At 72.9% G+C, this 20,802-nt stretch carries 15 protein-coding genes; 8 read left to right on the forward strand and 7 right to left on the reverse strand.

Translation table 11 applies throughout. The annotated features are described in order from the left end of the window. Positions 1-13: 13 nt before the first annotated feature. Positions 14-1,234 carry a multidrug effflux MFS transporter gene (locus ABGB10_RS07590; protein ID WP_347660158.1) on the reverse strand — a complete coding sequence of 407 codons (1,221 nt, stop codon included), beginning with the start codon at positions 1,232-1,234 and terminating at the stop codon, positions 14-16. Between the two features lie 346 nt (positions 1,235-1,580). Between ABGB10_RS07590 and ABGB10_RS07595 the strand changes: the two genes are divergently transcribed. From ABGB10_RS07595 to ABGB10_RS07615, 5 genes are read left to right on the forward strand one after another with little or no spacing between them, the layout of a single operon-like run. Continuing rightward, positions 1,581-2,135 carry an RNA polymerase sigma factor gene (locus tag ABGB10_RS07595; protein ID WP_347660126.1) on the forward strand — a complete coding sequence of 185 codons (555 nt, stop codon included), beginning with the start codon at positions 1,581-1,583 and terminating at the stop codon, positions 2,133-2,135. Beyond that, entirely contained in the window at positions 2,132-2,929 is a 798-nt protein-coding gene (locus ABGB10_RS07600; RefSeq protein ID WP_347660127.1) for a zf-HC2 domain-containing protein, read from the forward strand. Before ABGB10_RS07595 ends, ABGB10_RS07600 begins: the two co-directional genes overlap by 4 nt. Positions 2,930-2,963: 34 nt before the next feature. Then, on the forward strand, positions 2,964-3,764 hold the full coding sequence (locus ABGB10_RS07605) for an ABC transporter ATP-binding protein (RefSeq protein ID WP_347660159.1): 801 nt from the start codon (positions 2,964-2,966) through the stop codon (positions 3,762-3,764). Then, positions 3,761-5,152, forward strand: a complete 1,392-nt coding sequence (locus tag ABGB10_RS07610) for a hypothetical protein (RefSeq protein WP_347660128.1) — start codon at positions 3,761-3,763, stop codon at positions 5,150-5,152. The genes ABGB10_RS07605 and ABGB10_RS07610 overlap by 4 nt, the downstream gene beginning before the upstream one ends. Further along, positions 5,149-5,763 (forward strand): hypothetical protein, encoded by a 615-nt coding sequence (locus ABGB10_RS07615; RefSeq protein ID WP_347660129.1) that lies wholly within the window; start codon positions 5,149-5,151, stop codon positions 5,761-5,763. Before ABGB10_RS07610 ends, ABGB10_RS07615 begins: the two co-directional genes overlap by 4 nt. A gap of 62 nt (positions 5,764-5,825) precedes the next feature. Here ABGB10_RS07615 and ABGB10_RS07620 read toward each other — a convergent pair whose 3' ends face one another. Next, positions 5,826-6,995, reverse strand: coding sequence for an acyl-CoA dehydrogenase family protein (locus ABGB10_RS07620; RefSeq protein ID WP_347660130.1), 1,170 nt, complete (start codon positions 6,993-6,995; stop codon positions 5,826-5,828). Positions 6,996-7,246: 251 nt separating this feature from the next. Between ABGB10_RS07620 and ABGB10_RS07625 the strand changes: the two genes are divergently transcribed. The 3 genes from ABGB10_RS07625 (at position 7,247) to ABGB10_RS07635 (ending at position 13,841) form a co-directional block, all read left to right on the forward strand. After that, on the forward strand, positions 7,247-8,674 hold the full coding sequence (locus tag ABGB10_RS07625) for a UDP-glucose/GDP-mannose dehydrogenase family protein (RefSeq protein WP_278137554.1): 1,428 nt from the start codon (positions 7,247-7,249) through the stop codon (positions 8,672-8,674). Positions 8,675-8,823: 149 nt separating this feature from the next. After that, positions 8,824-13,716 (forward strand): permease, encoded by a 4,893-nt coding sequence (locus ABGB10_RS07630; protein ID WP_347660131.1) that lies wholly within the window; start codon positions 8,824-8,826, stop codon positions 13,714-13,716. Further along, a complete protein-coding gene (locus ABGB10_RS07635; protein ID WP_347660132.1) occupies positions 13,713-13,841 on the forward strand; it encodes a hypothetical protein in 129 nt (42 codons plus the stop codon). The genes ABGB10_RS07630 and ABGB10_RS07635 overlap by 4 nt, the downstream gene beginning before the upstream one ends. Positions 13,842-13,847: 6 nt before the next feature. Here ABGB10_RS07635 and purE read toward each other — a convergent pair whose 3' ends face one another. The 5 genes from purE to ABGB10_RS07660 all read right to left on the reverse strand — a co-directional run bounded on the left by purE (position 13,848) and on the right by ABGB10_RS07660 (position 20,757). Continuing rightward, positions 13,848-14,339, reverse strand: a complete 492-nt coding sequence (purE, locus tag ABGB10_RS07640; RefSeq protein ID WP_347660133.1) for a 5-(carboxyamino)imidazole ribonucleotide mutase — start codon at positions 14,337-14,339, stop codon at positions 13,848-13,850. Between the two features lie 32 nt (positions 14,340-14,371). Next, positions 14,372-15,547 carry a 5-(carboxyamino)imidazole ribonucleotide synthase gene (locus ABGB10_RS07645; RefSeq protein WP_347660134.1) on the reverse strand — a complete coding sequence of 392 codons (1,176 nt, stop codon included), beginning with the start codon at positions 15,545-15,547 and terminating at the stop codon, positions 14,372-14,374. A gap of 99 nt (positions 15,548-15,646) precedes the next feature. Next, a complete protein-coding gene (locus tag ABGB10_RS07650) occupies positions 15,647-17,701 on the reverse strand; it encodes a thioredoxin domain-containing protein (protein WP_347660135.1) in 2,055 nt (684 codons plus the stop codon). Between the two features lie 52 nt (positions 17,702-17,753). Beyond that, positions 17,754-20,285, reverse strand: coding sequence for a bifunctional diguanylate cyclase/phosphodiesterase (locus ABGB10_RS07655; protein WP_347660136.1), 2,532 nt, complete (start codon positions 20,283-20,285; stop codon positions 17,754-17,756). Positions 20,286-20,463: 178 nt separating this feature from the next. Next, positions 20,464-20,757 (reverse strand): hypothetical protein, encoded by a 294-nt coding sequence (locus ABGB10_RS07660; protein WP_347660137.1) that lies wholly within the window; start codon positions 20,755-20,757, stop codon positions 20,464-20,466. Positions 20,758-20,802: the final 45 nt, after the last annotated feature.

The following is a 20,802-nucleotide window of genomic DNA, read 5'->3' on the forward strand; positions in this document are numbered from 1 at the left end:
CTGTCTCGCCGAGCTAGTGCAGCGCGACCGCCAGCTCCGCGTCGACCGTGCCGAGGCTGGCGCGGGGAACGACGACGAGCATGACCACCAGCGAGGCGGCCATGCCACCCGCGATGACGATCGCCATCGGTACGCTCCCGGTGCCGAACAGGCCCGCCAGCGGCGCGGACAACGCGCCGATGCCGAACTGCACCGCGCCGAGCAGCGCCGCGGCGGTGCCTGCGGCCTCGCTGTGCCGGCTCATGGCCAGCGCCGGAGCGTTCGGCAGGGCCAGCCCGGCGGCGGCCAGCACGAGCCACAGCGCGGCCAGCAGGGTGCCCAGACCACCGAAGCCGGTCGCCGCGAACATGACCAGCAGCAGCCCGGCCGCCGTGCCGGCGATCAGGGCGCTGACCAGGATCTGCTGCGGGGTGTAGCGGCGCAGCAGCCGGACGTTGAACTGGGTGGCCGCGATCAGGCCCACCGCGCCGGCCCCGAAGGCCACACCGAACTCCTGCTCGTCGAGGCCGTACTCCCGCTGCAGGACGAAGGACGACCCGGAGACGTACGCGAACAGGGCCGCCATCGCCAGCCCCGCGACCAGCACCAGGCCGACGAACGCCCGGTCGTTGAACAGCCCCCGGTAGTCCCGCAGGGTGGCAGCCACCCCGCCGTGCCGCCGACGTGCCACCGGAAGGGTCTCCGGGAGCCGGAGCGCGGCCACGACGATCAGCAGCGCGCCGAGCACCGCCAGCGCCGCGAAGACGCCCCGCCACTCGGTCCAGCGCAGCAGGCCGCTGCCCAGGGTCGGCGCGAGGATCGGCGCCAGACCCATGACGAGCATCAACCGCGAGAAGATCCGGGCGAAGGAGGCCCCGCTGAACAGGTCGCGGACGACGGCCGTGGCGACCACGGTGGCGGCCGCGACACCGAGGCCCTGCAGGACGCGCAGCGTGCCGAGCACCGCGATGTTGGGCGCGAAGACGCACAGCACCGAGGCCACGATGTGCGCGGCCAGCCCGGCCAGCAGCGGAGTACGCCGTCCGACCACGTCGGACAGCGGACCGATCAGCAACTGGCCCAGGGCGAGACCGACCAACGTGCCGGTCAGCGTCAACTGCACCGCGGTCTCGGTGGTCTGGAGGCCGGCCGTGATGGCGGGCAGCGCGGGCAGGTACATGTCGATGGTCAGCGGCCCGATCGCGATCAGCGCACCCAGCACGAGGACGAGTTGCGCCCGCTGACGGTTGGTCATCAGATCGCCGGGCAGAACGCTCTCGGTCGTCGTCGGATCCGCCGTACGGGTGCCGGGTCCGGTCTCTTCCACGGACTGCTTCATCATCTCGGTCTCTCTGTGGAAGCGGGTATCTCGTCACACGCGGCGCGGGGCGTCCGCGCACCCGCAGGAGCAGCGGGCACGGTGTGGGAGGCGAGCACGTGACGGGCGGGGGTCGCGGTGGGGGAGAACGCGCGGGAGGCGTACGACGTTCCCAGTGTGTGGGGAGTCACGCCACGGCGGATCACCATCGACGAATGCCAGGTGTGACGACGGTCACGGCGCGGAGAGAACCGAAGAAGGGGTACGCGTCGTCTTGCCTTTCGTGAGACGAAGTCTGGACGCGCTCGACGAGGGCGAACTGCTCCGCCGGGTCGCTCGGGGCGACCGGGGCGCGTTCGACGCGCTGTACCGGCGTACCGCCCCCTGGTTGACCGCACGTCTGCGTCGGCGGTGCGGCGACGAGGACGTGGTGGCCGAGGTGTTGCAGGAGACGTACCTGGCGGTGTGGCGGTCGGCCGCCAGTCAGGCGCAGTCGTCCTCCACCTCGGGCAGCGCCGTGGGCTGGCTGTGGACGATCGCCGCCCACCGGCTGATCGACGCGTTCCGCCACCGGGCTCGACGTGAGCGGATCCCGGCGGTGCAGACCTTCGAGACCGTGGCCCCGGCCGCCGAGGAGGAGGCGCTGGCCGGCGGGATGGACGCCAACCTCGAAAAGGCCCTGCAGGCCCTGGCCCCGGAGCTGCGACAGGTGCTCCGCGCCATGGTCCTCGACGGGTTGACCGCCCGAGAGACGTCACTGCTGCTCGGCATGCCGGAGGGGACCGTGAAAACCCGCGCGAGACGGGCCCGAATCGCACTCCGGGAGGCGCTGTCATGACCACTCATCCCACGCCCGCTCTCATCTCCCACTACGCCTCGGGTGGTGTCGGCGTCGACGACGCGACCATCTGGGCGGTGGAGGCACACCTGGAGACCTGCGCCGACTGCCGGGCGCTGCTGACGGATGCGGTCGACCCCGGCACCCGCGAGCTGCTGGACCGGGTGGCCGGCGCGGTCGCCGCCGGGATCGCCACCGGTCCGGGCCCGGTGCGTCGTCGGCGGCTACGGCGTACCGGGGTCGCCGCACGAATCCTGCCCTGGCTCGCCACCGCCGCCGGGCTGATGCTCGCCGCGCTCCTGTTCGAGAAGACCTTCGCCAGCCTGCCGTCGCTGGTGCTGCTGGTCGCGCCGGTCGCGCCGCTGCTGCCGGTGGCCGCCGTCTGGAGCCGGCGAGTCGACCCGGCCTGGGAGCTGGCGGCCACCACGCCCCGTACCGGCCTGCCGCTCCTCATGCGCCGCACGTTGGGGGTGCTGGTCGCGGTCCTGCCGGTGCTGGCGGTAGCGGGCTGGGGCACCGGGCACTCCCCCGGCCTCTGGTTGCTGCCGGCTCTGGGCTTCACCACCGGAGCGTTGGCGCTGGGCACGGTGGTGGGCATCGACCGGGCCGCCCTCACGTTGGCGCTCACCTGGTCCGTGGGCGTGGTGGCGCCGAGCCTGGTCGGCGGCCGGCTCCCGGCCGTCCTCGCGGGCAGCAGCCTGACCGGTTGGGCGCTCACCACCGTGCTGCTGCTGGCCGTGGTCTTCGTCCAGGCCCGATGGCGCTCGCGACTACCCACCAGCACCTTCCGATGACGACATCCAGCCAGCACCGAATGGAGACATCATGATGCGTACGGTCAGCGTGGCGGAGACCGCGCCGTCGACCTATCCGTGGGCGGTGCATGCCGAGAAGTTGCAGGTTCGGGCCGGCCGACACCTGGCGGTCAACGGCCTGGACCTGTCGTTGGGCATCGGTGTGCACGGGCTGCTCGGCCCCAACGGCGCCGGCAAGACGACGTTGATGCGGGCCCTGGCCACGGTGGTGAAGCCGGCCGCTGGTCGGCTCACCCTGCTCGGCGAGGACGTCACCGCCGGCGCGGATCTGCGCCGGGTACGACGTGGCCTGGGCTACCTGCCGCAGCACTTCGGCTTCTACCCGCGCTTCACGGTCCGCGAGTTCGTCGAGTACCTGGCCTGGCTCAAGGAGATGCCGAAGGCGGTCATCCCCGGCGCGGTGCAGCGGGCCATCGAACGGGTCGGTCTGGCGGACCGCGCCGACTCCCGGATGAAGACGCTGTCCGGCGGGATGCTGCGCCGCGCCGGCATCGCCCAGGCGATCGTCAACGACCCGGAGGTGCTGCTGCTCGACGAACCGACAGTCGGCCTGGACCCGGAGCAACGCCTCGACTTCCGCGAGCTGCTGCGCGAGATCGGCCTGGACAGCTGCGTGCTCGTCTCCACCCACCTGGTCGAGGACGTCGCGGTGGCCTGCACCGACGTGGTGCTGGTCAGCGAGGGTCGGTTGGTGTGGCAGGGCAGCACCGGTGAGCTGGCCGCGCAGGGCGGCACCGACGACGCCGGCGACAGCGCCACCGAACGGGGCTACTCGTCGTTGCTGCGCGCCTACCGTGGGCGGGTGTCCTCGTGACCGGACGAATCCTCCGCATCGAGCTCCGCCGGTCGGCGGCTCTCGGCGTCGCCCTGCTGTCACTGGTGACCGGCACGGCGCTGGCGCTCACGTCCACCGAGTTCTACGCCGGGCGGTGGATGCAACTGGCGATCACCGTACGGCTGCTGCTCATGGTGCTGCTGCCACTGGCGCTGGCCGGCGGAGCGTGGCTGGGTCGCCGGGACGCGCGTCACCGGGTCGACGAGTTGTTCGCCAGCACGGTGCGGCCACGGTGGCAGCGCGTCGGCCCGGTCGCCGGCGCCCTCGCCGTCACGGTGGTGACCGCGTACATCCTGGTGTTCCTCATCGCGGCCGGATGGGCGCTGCGGACGTCCGGATACTTCCCGGCGAACGCGATCGTCGTCACCGCGGTCGGCGTCCCGGCGTTGGTCGCCGCGGCCTGGCTGGGCATGGCCGCCGGCCGGGCCGTGCCCCGCCTGGTCACCGCACCCATCGTCGCCGTGCTCGGCTTCGTCCTGGTGGGTCTGGTCCCGGAGATATTCATGATGGCTGGCGTTGGAGCGGCTCTCGCCGCATCCCGGCCGGAACCGTCGGCGGTGCTGCTCGTCCCGATCTTCAGTGGGGGCGTGCACGACTTCCAGACGGTCACCAACCGGGTCAGCCTGCTCCAGATGGTGTGGCTGGTGTCCCTCGCCGCCACCGGACTGCTGCTCCTGGGCGCGGTCCGGCGTCGGGCCATCGCGCTGGCCGTGCTCCCCGCGCTGCTCGGCGCTGCGGTCACCGTGCCGCTGCTGCCCGTGGGCGGAACCCGCGGCGCGGTCGCCGCCGACCCGGTCGCCGTCGAGCTGGTCTGCGACGACGACGGCCCGCAGGTCTGCGTGACCCGCGCACACGCCGGGCTGCTGCCCGACGTCGTCGGCCCAGCCCGGGAGGCTCTGGCGGTGCTGGCGGCGAAGCTACCCAACGCCCCGGTCCGGGCGGTGGAGACCCGACAGATCGACTACTGGGCGCAACTCACACCCGACCCGGCTCCACCCCGGCACACCGGCGACACGCTCATCTTCGAGACCCCCACGATCAACCGCAGCGGAGGCGCCGACCTGTCCGACGGCGACTTCCTGCCGTCCCTGTTCCAGGCCGCCTGGCAGCAGGAGTGCGGCGAACAGTCGGGGCAGGAGGACGAGCCCCTCGCCCGGATGGTCGCCGCAGCCTGGCTGAGCGACCAGCCACCAACCCTGGAGTCCTGGTGGGACCGCGCGGAAGCCGAGCGGGGGCAGCGCGCCTACCAGGCGCTGGTGAGCCTGCCGCAGGCCGAGCAGCGGCAACGGATGGCAGCGGCGCGCGAGGCAACACTGGACTGCCGCACCGACGCCCTGCTGGCGCTCCTGCCCGAGGACAAGCCGTGAGGTGGTTCCAGCTCTACCTGCGCTCCCGCCAGGTTCCCCTCGCCCTGGGTGTCGCCACCGCGGTGATCGTGCTGGCGTGGGTGATGTCGTTGGCCTACACGACCTCGACGACCATCAACCCGCGTACGGCCAGCCTCACCATCATGCTGGCGGTGGCCGCGCTCGGGGCCACCCTCAACGGTGCCGACGACGCCCTCGACCACACCGCGTCGGTCAACTGGCCGCTGCGGCGAGCCGGGCACCTCCTCCTCGCCGCCGCAGTGATCACCGCCCTGCTGTCGCTCAGCACACTCACCGACGCGCGCTACGAACCGCTCGCCCTCGTGCTGCGCAACACGGCCGGCCTGCTCGGGCTGACCGCGCTCGGCACCGCCCTGTTCGGCGCCGCCCTGTCCTGGGTCGCCCCGCTCACCTGGACCCTCATCGCGGTCCTGCCGTTCCTCGGGCCCAGCAGGGACGTGCGGGTGCAGGTCGCCAGTTGGCTGGTCCAGCCCGCCGGCACCACCGCCGCCACCGCCTGCGCCACCGTGCTGGCGGTGACCGGCCTGCTGGCGTACGCGCTGCGTGGCGGCCCTCTGAAACCCGCCACCGAAACGACCTCCGACCGGTGACGAGACCGCCGATGGTCCGGTACGCCGACGTCGGCGTACCGGACCATCGGCGGCGTCGGGGCCTAGACGACGCCGGCCAGCAACTGCCTCGCCATGACGATGCGCTGCACCTGGTTGGTGCCCTCGTAGATCTGCGTGATCTTGGCGTCCCGCATCATCCGCTCGACCGGGTAGTCCCGCGTGTAGCCGTAGCCACCGAGCAACTGCACCGCATCGGTGGTGATCTCCATGGCGGCGTCTGAGGCGAAGCACTTGGCCGCCGCGCCGAAGTAGGTGAGGTCCGCGTCGCCCCGCTCGGACTTGCCGGCGGCCGCGTACGTGAGCTGCCGGGCCGCCTCCAGCTTCATGCCCATGTCGGCGAGCATGAACTGGATGCCCTGGAACTCGGCGACCGCCTTGCCGAACTGCCGGCGCTCCGTCACGTACCCCTTGGCGTAGTCGAGCGCGCCCTGCGCGATCCCGACGGCCTGCGCGGCGATGGTGACGCGGGTGTGGTCCAGGGTCTTCATCGCGGTGGCGAAGCCGGTGCCCTCCGCGCCGATCATCCGGTCGGCGGGGATCCGCACGTTGTCGAGGTAGACCTCGCGGGTCGGCGAGCCCTTGATGCCGAGCTTCTTCTCCGGCGCGCCGAAGCTCACCCCGGCGTCGGACTTCTCGACCACGAAGGCCGAGATGCCCCGGGACCGCGCGGACGGGTCGGTGACGGCGAAGACGGTGTAGAACTCGGACACCCCGGCGTTGGTGATCCAACGCTTCACCCCGTTGAGCACCCAGTGATCCCCGTCACGCACCGCCCGGGTGGTCATCGACGCCGCGTCGCTGCCCGCCTCCGGCTCGGAGAGGCAGTACGAGAACATGGCCTCCCCCGCCGCGACCGGCGTCAGATAGCGGCGCTTGATCTCCTCGGAACCGGACAACAGCAGCGGCATCGTGCCGAGCTTGTTCACCGCCGGGATCAGCGAGGAGGACGCGCAGGCCCGCGCGACCTCCTCGATCACGATCGCGGTGGCCAGCGCGTCCGCGCCCGCGCCGCCGTACTCCTCGGGGATGTGGGGGGCGTGGAAGTCGGCCGCTCGCAGCGCCTCGTAGGACGCCTTGGGGAACTCCCCGGTCTCGTCGGCCTCGGCGGCGCGCGGGGCCACCTTCGCCTCGCAGACCTCCCGGACCGCCTCCCGGATCGCCAGGTGCTCCTCGGGCAACCGGTAGACGTCGAACGACTCCCCTGCGGCCATGTCGGCCCCTCCCCTTCACCGCTATCATGCGCAGTCTGTGACGACTCCTGACCGCTGACCGCGCAGACTGAAGACTAGCGACTGCAGTTCAGGTGATGTTACCGGCGCGTAGGCATGGGCATGAGGGTGCACCCACGCCGCTGGGCAATGATGGAGGCCAGACAGTTAGCCACCCCTCCGGTGCCCCGCCCAGGCGCCGCAGCAGAATGCGACGCGACGACGCGCCGCCAGTGCGAGCGGAGAAGACAGGCGTGACGATCCCCTACCCCACCATCCAGCCGACCCCCGCCATCGCCGCGGTGACACCGCCCTCGGGCGCACCTCGGCCGCGGGTGACGTTCCTGGGGACCGGATACCTCGGTGCGACGTACGCCATCTGCTACGCCGAACTGGGCTACGACGTGCTCGGTTTCGACGTCGACGCGGACAAGATCGCAATGCTGAACGCCGGTCAGGTGCCGATCCACGAGCCCGGCCTCGACGAACTGCTCCGGCGCAACCTCGCTGCCGGACGCCTGCGGTTCAGCACCGACATCGCCGAGACCGCCGAGTTCGGTGACGTGCACTTCATCTGCGTCGGCACCCCCCAGCGGGCCGACGGGATGGGCGCCGACCTGTCGTACGTCGAGGCGTCGGTCACCAGCCTCGCGCAGCACCTGACCCGCAAGGCACTGATCGTCGGCAAGTCCACCGTGCCGGTGGGCACGGCCGAGTGGGTGGAGCAGCTCGTCGGCAAGCACACCCCCGACGACCTCGGCGTCGAGGTGGCGTGGAGCCCCGAGTTCCTCCAGGAGGGCTTCGCCGTCGACGACGTCCTGCGCCCCAACCGGATCGTCGTGGGCGTGAAGAGCGAGTGGGCCAACGGCATGCTCTACGCCGCGCACAAGGGCGTTTTCGACCTGGCCGCGACCGAGGACCGCGAGGTGCCCCTGGTGGTCACCGACTTCGCCACCGCCGAGCTGGTCAAGGTCGCCGCGAACGCCTTCCTGGCCACCAAGATCTCCTTCATCAACGCGATGGCCGAGGTCTGCGAGGCCTCCGGCGGCGACGTCACCCAACTGGCCCGCGCGATCGGCTACGACCCGCGCATCGGCAACCGGTTCCTCCAGGCCGGCCTCGGCTTCGGCGGCGCCTGCCTGCCCAAGGACATCCGGGCGTTCCAGGCCCGAGCCCAGGAGTTGGGCGCCGGCGAGGCGCTGCGCTTCCTGCACGAGGTCGACCTGATCAACCTGCGCCGTCGTACCCGGGTGCTCAACCTCGCCGCGGACCTGCTCGGCCGCCGCTCCGGCCCGGCCGGCCCGGACTTCTCCGGTACCCGGATCGCCGTGCTCGGCGCCACCTTCAAGCCCAACACCGACGACGTCCGCGACGCCCCGGCGCTCGCCGTCGCCGCACTGCTGCACAAGGCCGGCGCCGACGTGCACGTGTACGACCCGCAGGGCACCGACAACGCCCGCCGCGCGGTCCCCGAGCTGACCTACGAGACCGGCATCAACGAGGCGGTCACCGGCGCCGACCTGGTCTGCGTCCTCACCGAGTGGGCCGACTTCCGCAACGCCGACCCGGTCGCCCTCGGCGAGTTGGTAAACGGCCGCAAGGTGGTCGACGGTCGCAACTGTCTCGATTCGGCACTGTGGACCCAGGCCGGCTGGGAGTACCGGGGCATGGGCCGCCCCTGACCGAACGACCTCCACCGGCCGGCCACCGAGCGTCTCGGGGGCCGGCCGGTGTCGTTGTTTGCCCCGGACCCGCCGACAAGAGTCGAAATCCGCGCCAGCTTTGGGCATGCTGCGACAGTGGGAGTCCACAGTGCGGGTGGAGGGGTGTCGTGGCGACCTTTCAATGCTCCTCGTGCGGCCGGGAGATCAAGCCGGCCGTCCGATGCCCGCACTGTGGGGCTGACCAGCCACAGTGGGTCGAGCACCTGGCGGACATCGAGCGTTCGATCGCGGAGATGAAGGCGCGCGACGCCGCCATCGCCCGTGAGCAACGGCAGATCGCCGCCAAGATGCAGGCTGCGCTCTTCCAGCGGGACATCCTCGCCCACGCCGGCGAGGAGCGGGTCAAGCAGGCCACCCGGCCCCGTCGGGTGCTGCGCCGCCGCCCCGGCCGGCGGCCACCGACCGCCACCACCGGAGCACCGCCGCGAGTGCCCCGCCAGAACACCCCGCACACCCCGGAGGACCCACCGCCGCCACCCCGGGCGACCTGGCTGGGCCCGGACGACCCGGAGCACCCGCCGGAGGCCTCGTCACGCGAGGTGCAGAACATCCCCCTCGGGCTGGGCGCGCTGCTGCTCGGGGTGGCCGCGGTGGTCTTCGCCGCGGTGGCGACCAGCTCGATGGACGCGGTGGCCCGGCTCGGCATCCTGCTCCTGGCCACCGTGCTGATGCTGCTCGCCCCGCCGGTGCTGGCCCGGCGCGGGCTCACCTCGACCGCCGAGACCATCGCCGCCGTCGGCCTCCTGCTGGTGCCGCTTGCCGGTAACGCCCTCTGGGCGGTGGACCGGATCGGCACCGGCGGCGTCTCCGCCACGGTCTTCAGCGGGGTGATCTTCGCGGTCACGGTGGCCGTCGCATTCGCGTACGCCGGCTGGACCGGCCTGCGCGCACCCCGCTTCGCCACCGTGCTCGCCGCGCAGCCGGTGCTGCCGCTGCTCGCCTACGACCGGATCACCGGCCCGGGAGGCTGGGCGCTGGTGCTGGCCCTGGTCGCCCTCGTCGACCTCTGGCTGGCCCGCTCCGGCGTGGTCATGGAACGCCCCGTCCGGCAGGACCTGCCACTGCCGGGCGCCTCGTCGGCGCCTCGCCCACGCAGTGCTGAGAACCGGCCGGAGGGCGACCCTGAGGAGGCCGCCGAGCTGATCGACGCCGGAGCGGGTTCCGCCGACACGAGACCGGCCCGCCCGGTGCCCGGGCTGCGCGAGCTGACCTGGTTGCTGCACGCGATGGCGGTCGCCGTCGCCCTGGCGTACGCGGTCACCGCCCTGCTGCGGGCGCAGACCGTGCCGACGGCGACCGGCGCCGGGACGGTGCTGCTGCTGGCCGCCACGGTCGGGCTGGCCGGTGCGCTGGTGCTGCGTCGACCGCCGCTGCCCGACGTCGCCGCCGGCATCGTCACCCTGGCCGTGATCGGTGCGCTCAGCCGAATCGTCTCGGTGGCGCTGCCCGGCCGGGCGCTGCTGCTGATCGCGCTGGTCATCACGGTGACCGGGCTGGCGGTCCGTGCGGTCCCCGAGACCGCCCGCCGTGGCCCGCAGATCGCCTCGGCGGTGGCGCTGACCGTCAGCGGTCTGGTGGTCGCCGGAGGCGCACTACGCGCCGGGGTCGCGCCGGTCCGGGCGGCGCTGCCGGCCTGGGGCGCCGACCTCAGCCGCTACCCGGCCGAGCTGGCGGCGGCGGTCGGGCCGACCACCTGGCAGCTCGCGGGTGCCGCGTTCCTGCTCACCATCGCGGCGGTGCTGGCTCTGCCCCCGGAGATCCGCCGCGAGTTCGCGGTCGCCGGCGCGGCGCTGACCGCGCTCGCCGTCCCGGCCTCGTTGGGTCTCGGCTGGGCGGCAGCACCCTGGCCGATGGTGGTCACCTCGATCGGCATCGGCGTCATCGGGCTCTCCGCCCGCACCGACCGAGCGGCGGTGGCGCACGCCGTCGGTGCGGCGGTGGTGGGCCTCTTCGGAGCCGGTGCCAGCCTCACCCGCCCCACGCTCAGCGCCGCGGTCCTGCTCACCCTGTTCGTGGCCGGCACGCTCGTCACGTTGGCGCCCCGGATCCGGATCGCCTCGGCCGCCTCCGACACGGTCACCGCCTGGGCCGCCGGAGGCGCCGCGTTCGCGCTGCCCGGGGCGGTGGCCGCGTTCGTGACCGCCACCATGCCCAGTGGTCCGACGCTCACCCCGGCGAGTCTGCGGGAGGTGACCGTCCCGGTCCTGGCGGCCAGCTTCCTGGCGGTCTGTGTGACCCTCGGCTACGCCGCCGTCGTGCAGGTCTCCCAGCGCCGCATCCCCGCGCCGCTGTCGGTCGGCACCGGGCTGGGGGCGCTGCTGGTCACCGCCGCCGCGTTCGGCGCGCCCGGTGCCACCGTCGCCGACGCCTGGGTCGGCGCGCTCCTGCTGGTCGCGGCGGTGTTGCTCTTCCTGGCTCCCTCCATCGACGCCGGCCGTCGCGCCGACCTCACCCTCGACGGCTCCGACCTGGCCGCCGCCGCCGTCACCACCGCCCTGATCGCCACCCTGGTGCGGATCGGGGCGGTGCTCGCACCGGGCGGGCAGTTGGCGGTAGCCGCCGCCCTGGTCCTGGTGGTCGCGGTGGGCGCGCGGAGCATGCCGGAGGAGTGGCGACGCGGGCCGATCCTCGGCCTCGCCGCCGGTGGCCTCCTCATCGGCGTACTCGCCGGGTGGTCCGCGGTGCGCGGCGGGGTCGGAGTGCTCGCCACCCCGGGCCCGATCTGGAGGGGCGACCTGAGCGGCTGGCCCGCCGCGCCGGTCGGCGGCTCCACCTGGCAGGCACCTGTCGCGTTGGCACTGTTGGCCCTCGCCGCCGGCATCCTGCTCCCGCCGCCCTGGCGGTGGGACGTGTCCGGTGGGGCGGCGGTGCTCGCCACGATCGGCGCGCCCGCCGCGTTCGACCTGGCCTGGTGGTCGCCGGTCCTGGTCGGCGGAATGGTCGCCACCGTGTACGGGATCGCCGCGGCAGCCACCGAGGAGGCCCGTGCCGGGCTGTCCCGGGCCACCGTGGCCGGAGTGGTCGCGTTGCACGCCGCCGGAGCCGGTCTGGTCCGCCCGTGGACCACGGCGCTGGCCCTGGGCAGCATCGCGCTCATCGGCGTGGTGGTGGCCACGTTGGCCCGCGTCCTGGCCGGCCCGCAGGTGGTCGACATCGACACCGAGGGGATGCCACCGCACCTGGCGCAGATCGGCGGTGCGGCGATCTGCGCCGCGTTGCTGGCCCTTCCCGGCTCGGTGGCGGCACTGGCCGCCGAATTCGAACACTCGGCGCAGGTGGTGCTGACCGCCGCACTGGCCGCGTCCAGCCTCGGCCTGGCCGCCGTGGCCGCGGTCCGCCGGCAGGTGCCGCAATATCTGCCCTGGGTCAGCGTGGCGGTGGTCGGCGGGGCCAGCATCAGCGCCCTCGCCGCCATCCCGACCGGCCTCGCCGCGGGCGTCTACGCGGCCGCCGCCGCCCTGCTCGGCGTCCTGGCCGAGCTGATCCGCGCGGCCACGGTGCCGCCCGCCGGCGCCGCCCAGCCGGTCCGGCGCTGGGCGGTACGGCTCGACGGCGCGCTACGGCGACTGCCGGATGACCCGGAGCGGCGGCGGTGGCGGTTCAACCCGGCCGCCGGCGCGTTGGCCGCAGCGGCCCTTCCGACCGCCCTGGCACTCGCCTCGATCGCCCCCGCGCTGGTCACCGCGCTGGTCGAGCCGCACCGCACACTGACCCGGATCTGGCAGGGCCCTCCGCCGGAGCTGCTCACCCCACCGCCGGATGTGGTCAATCCGACCCACGTGCTGACGGCGCTGCTACTCACCGCGACCGCCGCGCTGGCCGCGACCGGGTTCAGCGGCGGGCGGCGGTCCCGGGCCGTGCCGGTGGTGCTGCCCGGGGCCGCTGTCACGTTGCTGATCGCACCCATCGCGCTGGGCCAGGGTTGGCCCGCCAGCACCGTCGCCGCGCTCTCCGTCTTCACCATCGCGATGCTCGGTCTCGCGCTCACCCCACCGCCGCCGCTGGTCGAGCGGGCTCGCTCGCTGCGGCTGGCCCGGGTGCTGGTGTTCGCCATCGGGCTGGCCGGCGGCAGCGCCGGGCTCGCCGGCAGCCTGGCTGAGCGGCAGATGACCCTGTTCACGCTCGGCAGCGCTGTCGGGGTGGGTGCGGTGGCCGCGCTGTTCGGCACCACCCAGCGGGCGCGCATCCTCGGCTGGCTCTTCGCCTCACTCATGGCGCAGCTCTTCGTGCTCACCGCCGGCCTGGTCGCCGGGCTGGCCGCGGTCTGGTCCGCGTTCGGTGTGCTCGCCGTCGGGGCGGTCCTGCAGGTGCTCGCCGCGACCCTGCCCCGGCTGCGCCGCCCCGAGGCGCAGCGCGAGGCCTCCACGGTGGAATGGACCGGGTACGCTGCGGCGCTCATCGCCCTGGCCCTCGCCTTCGACTCACCCCGACACATCGCCGCCCTGCTGGCCGCCTGGGGCGCGGTCCTCGGGGTGGCGGCGACCCGGCCCGGCCGCCGGCCGGTGGAACGCCGGATCCTGTTCTGGGCGGTGGTGGTCTGCGAGATCACCGCCTGGTGGATCCTGATGCGGGTCGCCGACGTCGCGCTGCCCGAGGCGTACACGTTGCCGTTCGCCGCACTGGCCCTGCTCGTCGGAGTCCTCGAACTGCGCCACCGACCCGATCTGAGCAGCTGGGTGGCGTTCGGGCCGGCGTTGGTCACGGCCTTCGTCCCGACACTGGCCATCGTCCTGGCCACCGAGTCCAGCACCCTACGGCAGATGCTGTTGCTGCTCGGCGCGGTCGCGGTGCTGATCTACGGCTCGTCCACCCGGCAGCAGGCCCCGGTGATCGTCGGCGCGTCGGTCACCGCGATCGCCGCGATCCACGCACTGGTGAGCCTCGGCCCGTGGCTCGCGCTCATCCCGGTCGGCGTCCTGCTGCTCGTGCTCGGGGCGAGCAACGAGCGCCGCCGCCGCGCCCAGGAACGCCTACAGACCGCGCTACGCGGCATGAGGTGAGATCCGAGGGGCACGGCGGCGGGTCGGTCCGGGGGTCGATCATGGAGTTGTGGTGGGTGACAAATGCCCTCAAGGTGCCTTCTTACCGGCACCACAAGTACATGATCGACGCGGCTCGGGTCTGACGCGAACTACGGGAGGGTTGCCTGGAGAGCGGCTTCCTTGCTCGCCACCAGCTTCTCCAGCTCTCGCTGGTAGGTCGTCATCCTGGCGCGCAGGCCGTCGTCGCTCGCCCCGAGGATCCGTACGGCGAGCAGGCCGGCGTTGCGGGCGTTGCCGATCGACACGGTGGCGACCGGGACCCCGGCTGGCATCTGCACGATGGACAGCAGCGAGTCCATGCCGTCGAGGTGCTTCAGCGGCACCGGCACGCCGATCACCGGCAGTGGCGTCACCGAGGCCACCATGCCCGGCAGCGCGGCGGCACCGCCCGCCCCGGCGATGATCACCTTGAGGCCACGGTCGGCGGCGTCACGGCCGTACTCGATCATCGCGACCGGCGTCCGGTGCGCCGAGATCACCCGCACCTCGTACGCCACGCCGAAGTCGTCCAGCACCTCGGCTGCGGCCCGCATGGTCGGCCAGTCCGAGTCACTGCCCATGATCAACCCGACCGTGCTCACTCCGGTGCCTCCTTGGTCCGCCAACGCGTCGGTCACTCGTGCCCCTCGCACAGCCAACGAACGGCGCGCGCCGCCCGCGCCCGTACGTCATCCAGGTCGTCCCCGAGGAGCGTGACGTGCCCGATCTTCCGGCCGGGTCGCACCTGCTTGCCGTAGAGGTGCACCTTGGCACCCGGCTCGGCCGCGAAGAGGTGGTGCAACCGCTCGTCGATCGACATCCCGCCGGGCTCGCCGCCGAGCACGTTCGCCGACACCACCACCGGCGCGGTCAGCGCCGTGTCGCCCATCGGGTAGTCCAACACCGCCCGCACGTGCTGCTCGAACTGGGAGGTCCGGGCACCCTCGATGGTCCAGTGCCCGGAGTTGTGCGGGCGCATCGCCAGCTCGTTCACGACGATGGCGGGACGGCCGGTGTCGTCACGCACCTCGAACAGCTCCACGGCCAGCAGGCCGATCACACCGAGGGCGGTGGCCAGGTCGATGGCGAGCTGCTGGGCGGAGACCGCCAGCTCCTCGTCCAGGTCGGGTGCCGGGGCCAACACCTCCACGTTGATGCCGTCGCGCTGCACGGTCTCGACCACCGGGTACGCGGCCACCTGACCGAACGGCGACCGGGCCACCTGCACGGCCAACTCGCGGCGCAACGGCACCCGTTCCTCGACGATCAGCCGGGTGCCGCCGGCCAGCAGCGTGGCTGCCAGCTCGGTGGCCTGGGCAGCATCGTCGACCATCCAGACGCCCCGGCCGTCGTAGCCGCCGCGCGCTGCCTTGAGCACCACCGGCCAACCGACCTGCTCGCCGAAGTCGACCAGGTCGGCGGGCTCACCGACCGGCCGCCACGCGGGGTTGGGCGCACCCAGCTCGGTGAGGCGTTCCCGCATCACCTGCTTGTCCTGGGCGTGCAGCAGCGCGTCCGCCGGCGGGTAGAGGGTCACCCCTTCCGCCGCCAGCGTGCGGATGTGCTCGGAGGGCACATGCTCGTGGTCGAAGGTGACGACGTCGCAGCCCTTGGCGAAGGTACGCAGGGCGGCCAGGTCGGTGTGGTCGCCGTACTGGACGTCGGCTGCGACGAGCGCCGCGCCGTCGTCGGGCGCGGTCGCGAGCACACGCAGTGACTGGCCGAGGGCGATCGCGGCCTGGTGGGTCATCCGGGCCAACTGGCCGCCACCCACCATGCCGACAACAGGCAGACCGGTACGGGAATCCATAGCGCGGCCAGCCTATCCGGGCCCTCGGCACGCCTCCCCGGAGGGCCGGCGACCCTGGGCCGGGCGCCACGTCCGGGCACCTGCGCGGCGCACCGACGGCTACTGGCTGCTACCGGCGCCACCCAGCTCGACGACCAACTCCTCGACCGACGTGACCGGCCGCTGACAGACGAAACCCCGGCAGACGTACGCGGCGGACCGACCGTCGACCAGCGGACGGTCGGCCAGCAGCGGCACGCCGGGCTGGTCCGGGCGTCCGGCGACGACCACCGCTCCGGGCGGGGCATGCCGACGGGCCGCAGCCACCAGGGGGTCGCCCGCGGGGTCCTCGGTCGCAACGGCGATCTCGTACGGCCCGGAGAGCAACGCCTCGCCGGCCATGGCCGCGTACCCGGTGAATCGGGGGTGCCGCCCGACGATCGGCGCGACAGTGGCGAGCGCCGCCTCGGCGGCCTCCCGGTAGCGCGTCTCCCCGGTCAGCGCCGAGTACACGACCAGTCCGGCGATCAACGCCGACCGGCCGGACGGGGTGGCGTTGTCGGTCGGGTCGGCGGGCCGGGCGACCAGTCGTTCCGCGTCGTCGGCGGTGTCGTAGAAGGCACCGCCGGGTGCGGCGAAGTGCGCCAACGCGGTGTCCAGCAGCTCGCCGGCCAGCGTGAGCCAGCGCCCCTCGCCGGTGAGCTGGTGCAGCGCGCAGAAGGCCTCGGCCACACTGCCGTAGTCCTCCAGTACGCCAGCCGGCTCCCCGACCTTGCCGTCCCGGGAGACCCGGCGCAGCCGGCCATCCACCAGGTGCACGGCGGCCAGGTACTCGGCGGCGTCGCGCATCGCCCCGTCGGCGACGATCGTCACACCGTCCATCAGGTTGGCGTCCTCGTCCTGCGGAGACGCGTACAGGGCGGCGACCTGCTGGAACTCGGCGATGGCGGTGATCGCCAGCCCGTTCCAGGCGGCCACCACCTTGTCGTCGCGGGCCGGCTGCGGGCGGGTGTCCCGGGCCGCGAGGAGCCCTCCCACCACCCGCTGCCAGCGGGCGCGGACCTCCGGCGCGGCATCGTCCACGTCCCGGGCCAGCCTGAGCACGCTCATGCCCTTCTCAAAGGTGCCGTCATCGGTCACCGTGAACAGGTCGGCGGCGAACCTGCCGTCCTCCTCCCCCAGCGCCTCGATCAGCTGCCCGGGCGTCCAGGCGTAGGTGAGGCCCTCGACACCATCGGTGTCGGCGTCCAGCGCGGACGCGAACCCCTGCCCCGGCCGGTGCAGCTCGTCGGCGAGGAACCGGGCGGTGTCCCGAGCGACCCGGCGGGCCAGCGGGTCACCGGTGAGTCGCCACAGCTGGGTGTAGAGACGCAGCAGCAGCGCGTTGTCGTAGAGCATCTTCTCGAAGTGCGGCACCGTCCAGTGCGCGTCCACCGAGTACCGGGCGAAGCCGCCGGCGAGCTGGTCGTAGATGCCGCCCCGGGCCATCGCCTCGGCGGTGTGCCGGGTGATCTCCAAGCTCTGCGGGTCACGGGTGCGCTGATGGTGACGCAGCAGGAAGAGCAGGTTCATGTGCGGCGGGAACTTCGGGGCACCGCCGAAGCCACCGTTCGTCGCGTCGTACTCGCTGGCCAGCTTGCCGGCCGCGGCGTCGAGCAGCGGCGCGTCCAGCGGCGCGGTGGGGCCGCCCACGGCCTGCGCGCCGCCGATCGCCTCGACCACCGAGGCGCCCTGGCGCACCACCGCCTCGCGCTGCTCCCGCCAGGCGGTCGTGACCGACTGGAGCAGCTGGACGAAGTTGGGACGCGGAAAGTAGGTGCCGCAGAAGAACGGGGTGCCGTCCGGGGTGGCGAAGACGGTCATCGGCCAGCCGCCCTGGCCGGTCATCGCCTGGGTCGCGGTCATGTAGATCGCGTCCACGTCCGGACGCTCCTCACGATCCACCTTGATCGACACGAAGTTGTCGTTCATCAAGGCCCCGACCTGCTCGTTCTCGAACGACTCGTGGGCCATCACGTGGCACCAGTGGCAGGCCGCGTAACCGACCGAGATGAGCACCGGGACGTCGCGCCGTTTCGCCTCGGCGAACGCCTCTTCGGACCACGGCCACCAGTCCACCGGGTTGTCGGCGTGCTGGAGCAGGTACGGACTGGTGGCGTCGGCGAGTCGGTTCACCGCACGACCATAACCAGCCTCAGCCCGGACCGCGCGGGCTCCACCCGGACGGTCAGGAAGCGCCGTCGGCGCGGAGCCGGAACACGTTCGACTCCGCCGAGTCGCGCAGCGACCCCAGCACCGCGCCGATCTTGTCCGCCGGCATCGGCTTGAAGAAGTGGTAGCCCTGCGCGGAGGTGCAGCCCAGCTCGGCCAGAGCCATCCGCTGCTCGGCGGTCTCCACACCTTCCGCGACCACGCGCAGCCCCAGCTCGTGAGCGAGACCCACGGTCGTCCGCACGATCGCCGCCGCCTCCGGGGAGTCCGCCATCCGGATCACGAACGAGCGGTCCACCTTCAACTCGTCAACGGCGATCCGGGTGAGGAAGGTCAGCGACGAGAAGCCGGTGCCGAAGTCGTCCACCGCGAGTTGCACGCCCATCGACCGGAGCGTGGCCAGCACCTCGTCGATGACCTCCAACTCGCTCATCACCACCGTCTCGGTGATCTCCAGAACGAGCCGGTGCGGTGGCACCTGGTGTCGGCGCAGCGCGTCGGCGATCTCCGCCGGCAACCGGGGGTCGAGCAGGCTGCGCGCCGACAGGTTGACCGAGATCGGGACGTCCAACCCCTCCCGGGCCCAGCCGGCGGCCACACCGAGCGCCTTGTCCAGCACATAGCGGGTGAAGGTGCCGAGCTGCTCGCTGTTCTCCACCGGTCGGATGAAATCGGCAGGGTTCAACCACCCACGGCGGGGATGCTGCCAGCGGATCAGCGCCTCCACACCGGTGGGCGCACCGGTGGTCAGGTCGACCGCCGGTTGCAACGCCAGCACCAGCTGGTCGTCGACCTTCAACGCCTCCCGAAGCTCGGCCAGCAGGGCGAGCTGATCAGTGCTGGCCGCGTCGCGGGTGCCGTCGTACGCGGCGACGTTGCCGCCGCCCTCCTTGGCCTGGTACATCGCGATGTCGGCCCGGCGCAGCAGCTCGGTCAGGTCGGCAGTGCCCGCGTCGGCGACCACGACCCCGACGGAGACCTCGATCGACATGCGGACGCCGGCCACCTCGGTCGGCGCGGCCAGCCGTTCGGCGATCTCCCGGGCCTGGCGCAACGCGTGGGCCATCGGGGCGCCCCGGTCGCCGAGCACCGGCACCGCGGTGAGCAGCAGGGCGAACTCGTCGCCGCCGAGGCGGCCGAGCAGGTCGCCGGGGCGGACCAACGTGTCGAGCCGGTTCGCGGTCAGCCGCAGCAACTGGTCGCCCGCCGCATGACCGAGGGTGTCGTTGACCTCCTTGAACTGGTTGATGTCCAGCAGCAGCAGCGCCACCGGGTGATCGTGCGCGAGCTGCCGCAGCGACTGGTCACCCTTGCCGAGCATCGCCGCCCGGTTGACCAACCCGGTGAGCGGGTCGTGCACCGCCTCGTACGACGACCGGGCGGTCACCAACCGCAGCTCGCGGTGGGTTGCGGCGTCGTGCAGCGCGGCAGCGAGCGCATCGCCGAACGCGGCCACGGCGTCGCGTTCCCGGGCGCTGGGCGGGGCCGAGCGGGGGAACCGCACCCGCAGCCGACCCACCGGCGCGGCGCCGACCGCCAGTGCCCGGCTCAGCTCGTGCTCGTCCGGCTCCGTCATGTCCGGTGGGTCCGTCTCGCGGTCGGCCAGTTGACCGCTGGCGTCGCCCCGGTATCGGTGCCACCGGCCGTCGGCCCGGGCCACGTCGACGTCCACCAGCTCGGCGTTGAACAGCGTCAGCGCCCCGGTGACCGCCGCACTGGCCACACCCCGCTCGTCGAGCTGGTTGAGGGCAGCGGTCGCCTCGGCGAAGGCCCTCCAGGTGCGGCGCTCCAGATCGGAGCGCAGCCGGTAACGGTAGGTCTGCTGGAGCAGCCAGAGCAGCGGCGGCAGCAGCAGCAACCAGCGCGGGTCCAGCTCCAGCAGGGCGACCACGACGAGACCGACCGCCACGTTGCCGACGAACATCAGCAGCTTGCCGCGCAGCGCGGCGAGCAGCGGCGGCCCGATCGGCAGGCCGTGCCGCAGGCCCAGCGTCACCCCACCCAGCCAGGCGGTCACCAACAGATAGGTCACCGACCCGGCGAGCACGGCCAGCGCCAGCATCGGTGTGGGTGGGGAGAGCAGTGGCCGCCCGAGCGCCGTGGTCACGGAGACTGCCAGCGCCGACGCGGCGGCCAGCGACGCGGCGATCCGGACGATCTCCAGGACCGGACGGCGGTCGTTGTGCAGGGAGAGCACCGTCCAGGCCAGCCCGGTGCCGAGCAGCGTGGCCGACGGGAGCCAGCCGGCGGGGGTGAGGTAGAGGCAGACGATCAGCGCCGCCTCACCCCAGGTGATGCTGACCATGCCCGCAGCCGAACGGAACCGGAGCCGGGCCAGCTGGGCGAGGCCGAGGACGCCGACCGCGATGCCGAACCGGGCCGGACCGCCGAGGGGGTCGTCGGCCGGCAGCCCAGCCGGAAGGGTCAACCCGACCGCGGCGGCGACCACGGCGGTCAGGGTGACGGCGACGGTGAGCACGAGTAACCGGCCCGGAGTGCCCCGCACCCCGAGCCGGTCGAACGAGTCGTCGGCTGGACCGGAGGTCATCGACCTCCCCCGTCAGCCGACCGACCGAGGTTGCGGCGGGCGGCCGGTGCTGTGCTGGTCATCGGCGCCCCCTCCCGCACACGGCTCGGGGACTTTTGGTCCCCCGGCGGAAGGCTAAGCCAAACCGGGTGGCCGCAACAGGGGGCGACCAACCGGTTCGGCGTGATTCATGGGGCGACTACCCGTTCCGGTGCTGCTGGTGCCCATTGGGAGCGGGCGTGGATGAATCACGCCCCCCGGTCCCGTCTGTCGGATCGACGACTGCCGCATCGGCCCTGGTCGGGTCGGTTGGCCCGGCCTGCTGCGGGAACCGGTCCGGCAGGCGGCGCAACCGAGAGTTCATGTTGCGGATCAGCAGGATGGTCGCGGTGGCCAGCAGCAGGATGAGGAACAGGCCCATCGGGCCGGCCAGACCACCCGTGCGGGTGTCCCCGAAGTTGTTCTCCGCGAGCACCTGGGCAGCGGTCAGCATGGCGTTCCTCCGATGTGCGGTTGGTAACCAGGGTAGACCCGCCCG

Source organism: Micromonospora sp. B9E7, assembly GCF_039871815.1.
GTDB lineage: Bacteria > Actinomycetota > Actinomycetes > Mycobacteriales > Micromonosporaceae > Micromonospora.

Bases quoted from the DNA above. Each gene is read 5' to 3' on its own strand.
- ABGB10_RS07590 (WP_347660158.1), bottom strand. From the start codon at position 1,234: ATGACCAACCGTCAGCGGGCGCAACTCGTCCTCGTGCTGGGTGCGCTG.
- ABGB10_RS07600 (WP_347660127.1), top strand. From the start codon at position 2,132: ATGACCACTCATCCCACGCCCGCTCTCATCTCCCACTACGCCTCGGGT.
- ABGB10_RS07605 (WP_347660159.1), top strand. From the start codon at position 2,964: ATGCGTACGGTCAGCGTGGCGGAGACCGCGCCGTCGACCTATCCGTGG.
- ABGB10_RS07620 (WP_347660130.1), bottom strand. From the start codon at position 6,995: ATGGCCGCAGGGGAGTCGTTCGACGTCTACCGGTTGCCCGAGGAGCAC.
- ABGB10_RS07645 (WP_347660134.1), bottom strand. From the start codon at position 15,547: ATGGATTCCCGTACCGGTCTGCCTGTTGTCGGCATGGTGGGTGGCGGC.
- ABGB10_RS07655 (WP_347660136.1), bottom strand. From the start codon at position 20,285: ATGACCTCCGGTCCAGCCGACGACTCGTTCGACCGGCTCGGGGTGCGG.
- ABGB10_RS07660 (WP_347660137.1), bottom strand. From the start codon at position 20,757: ATGCTGACCGCTGCCCAGGTGCTCGCGGAGAACAACTTCGGGGACACC.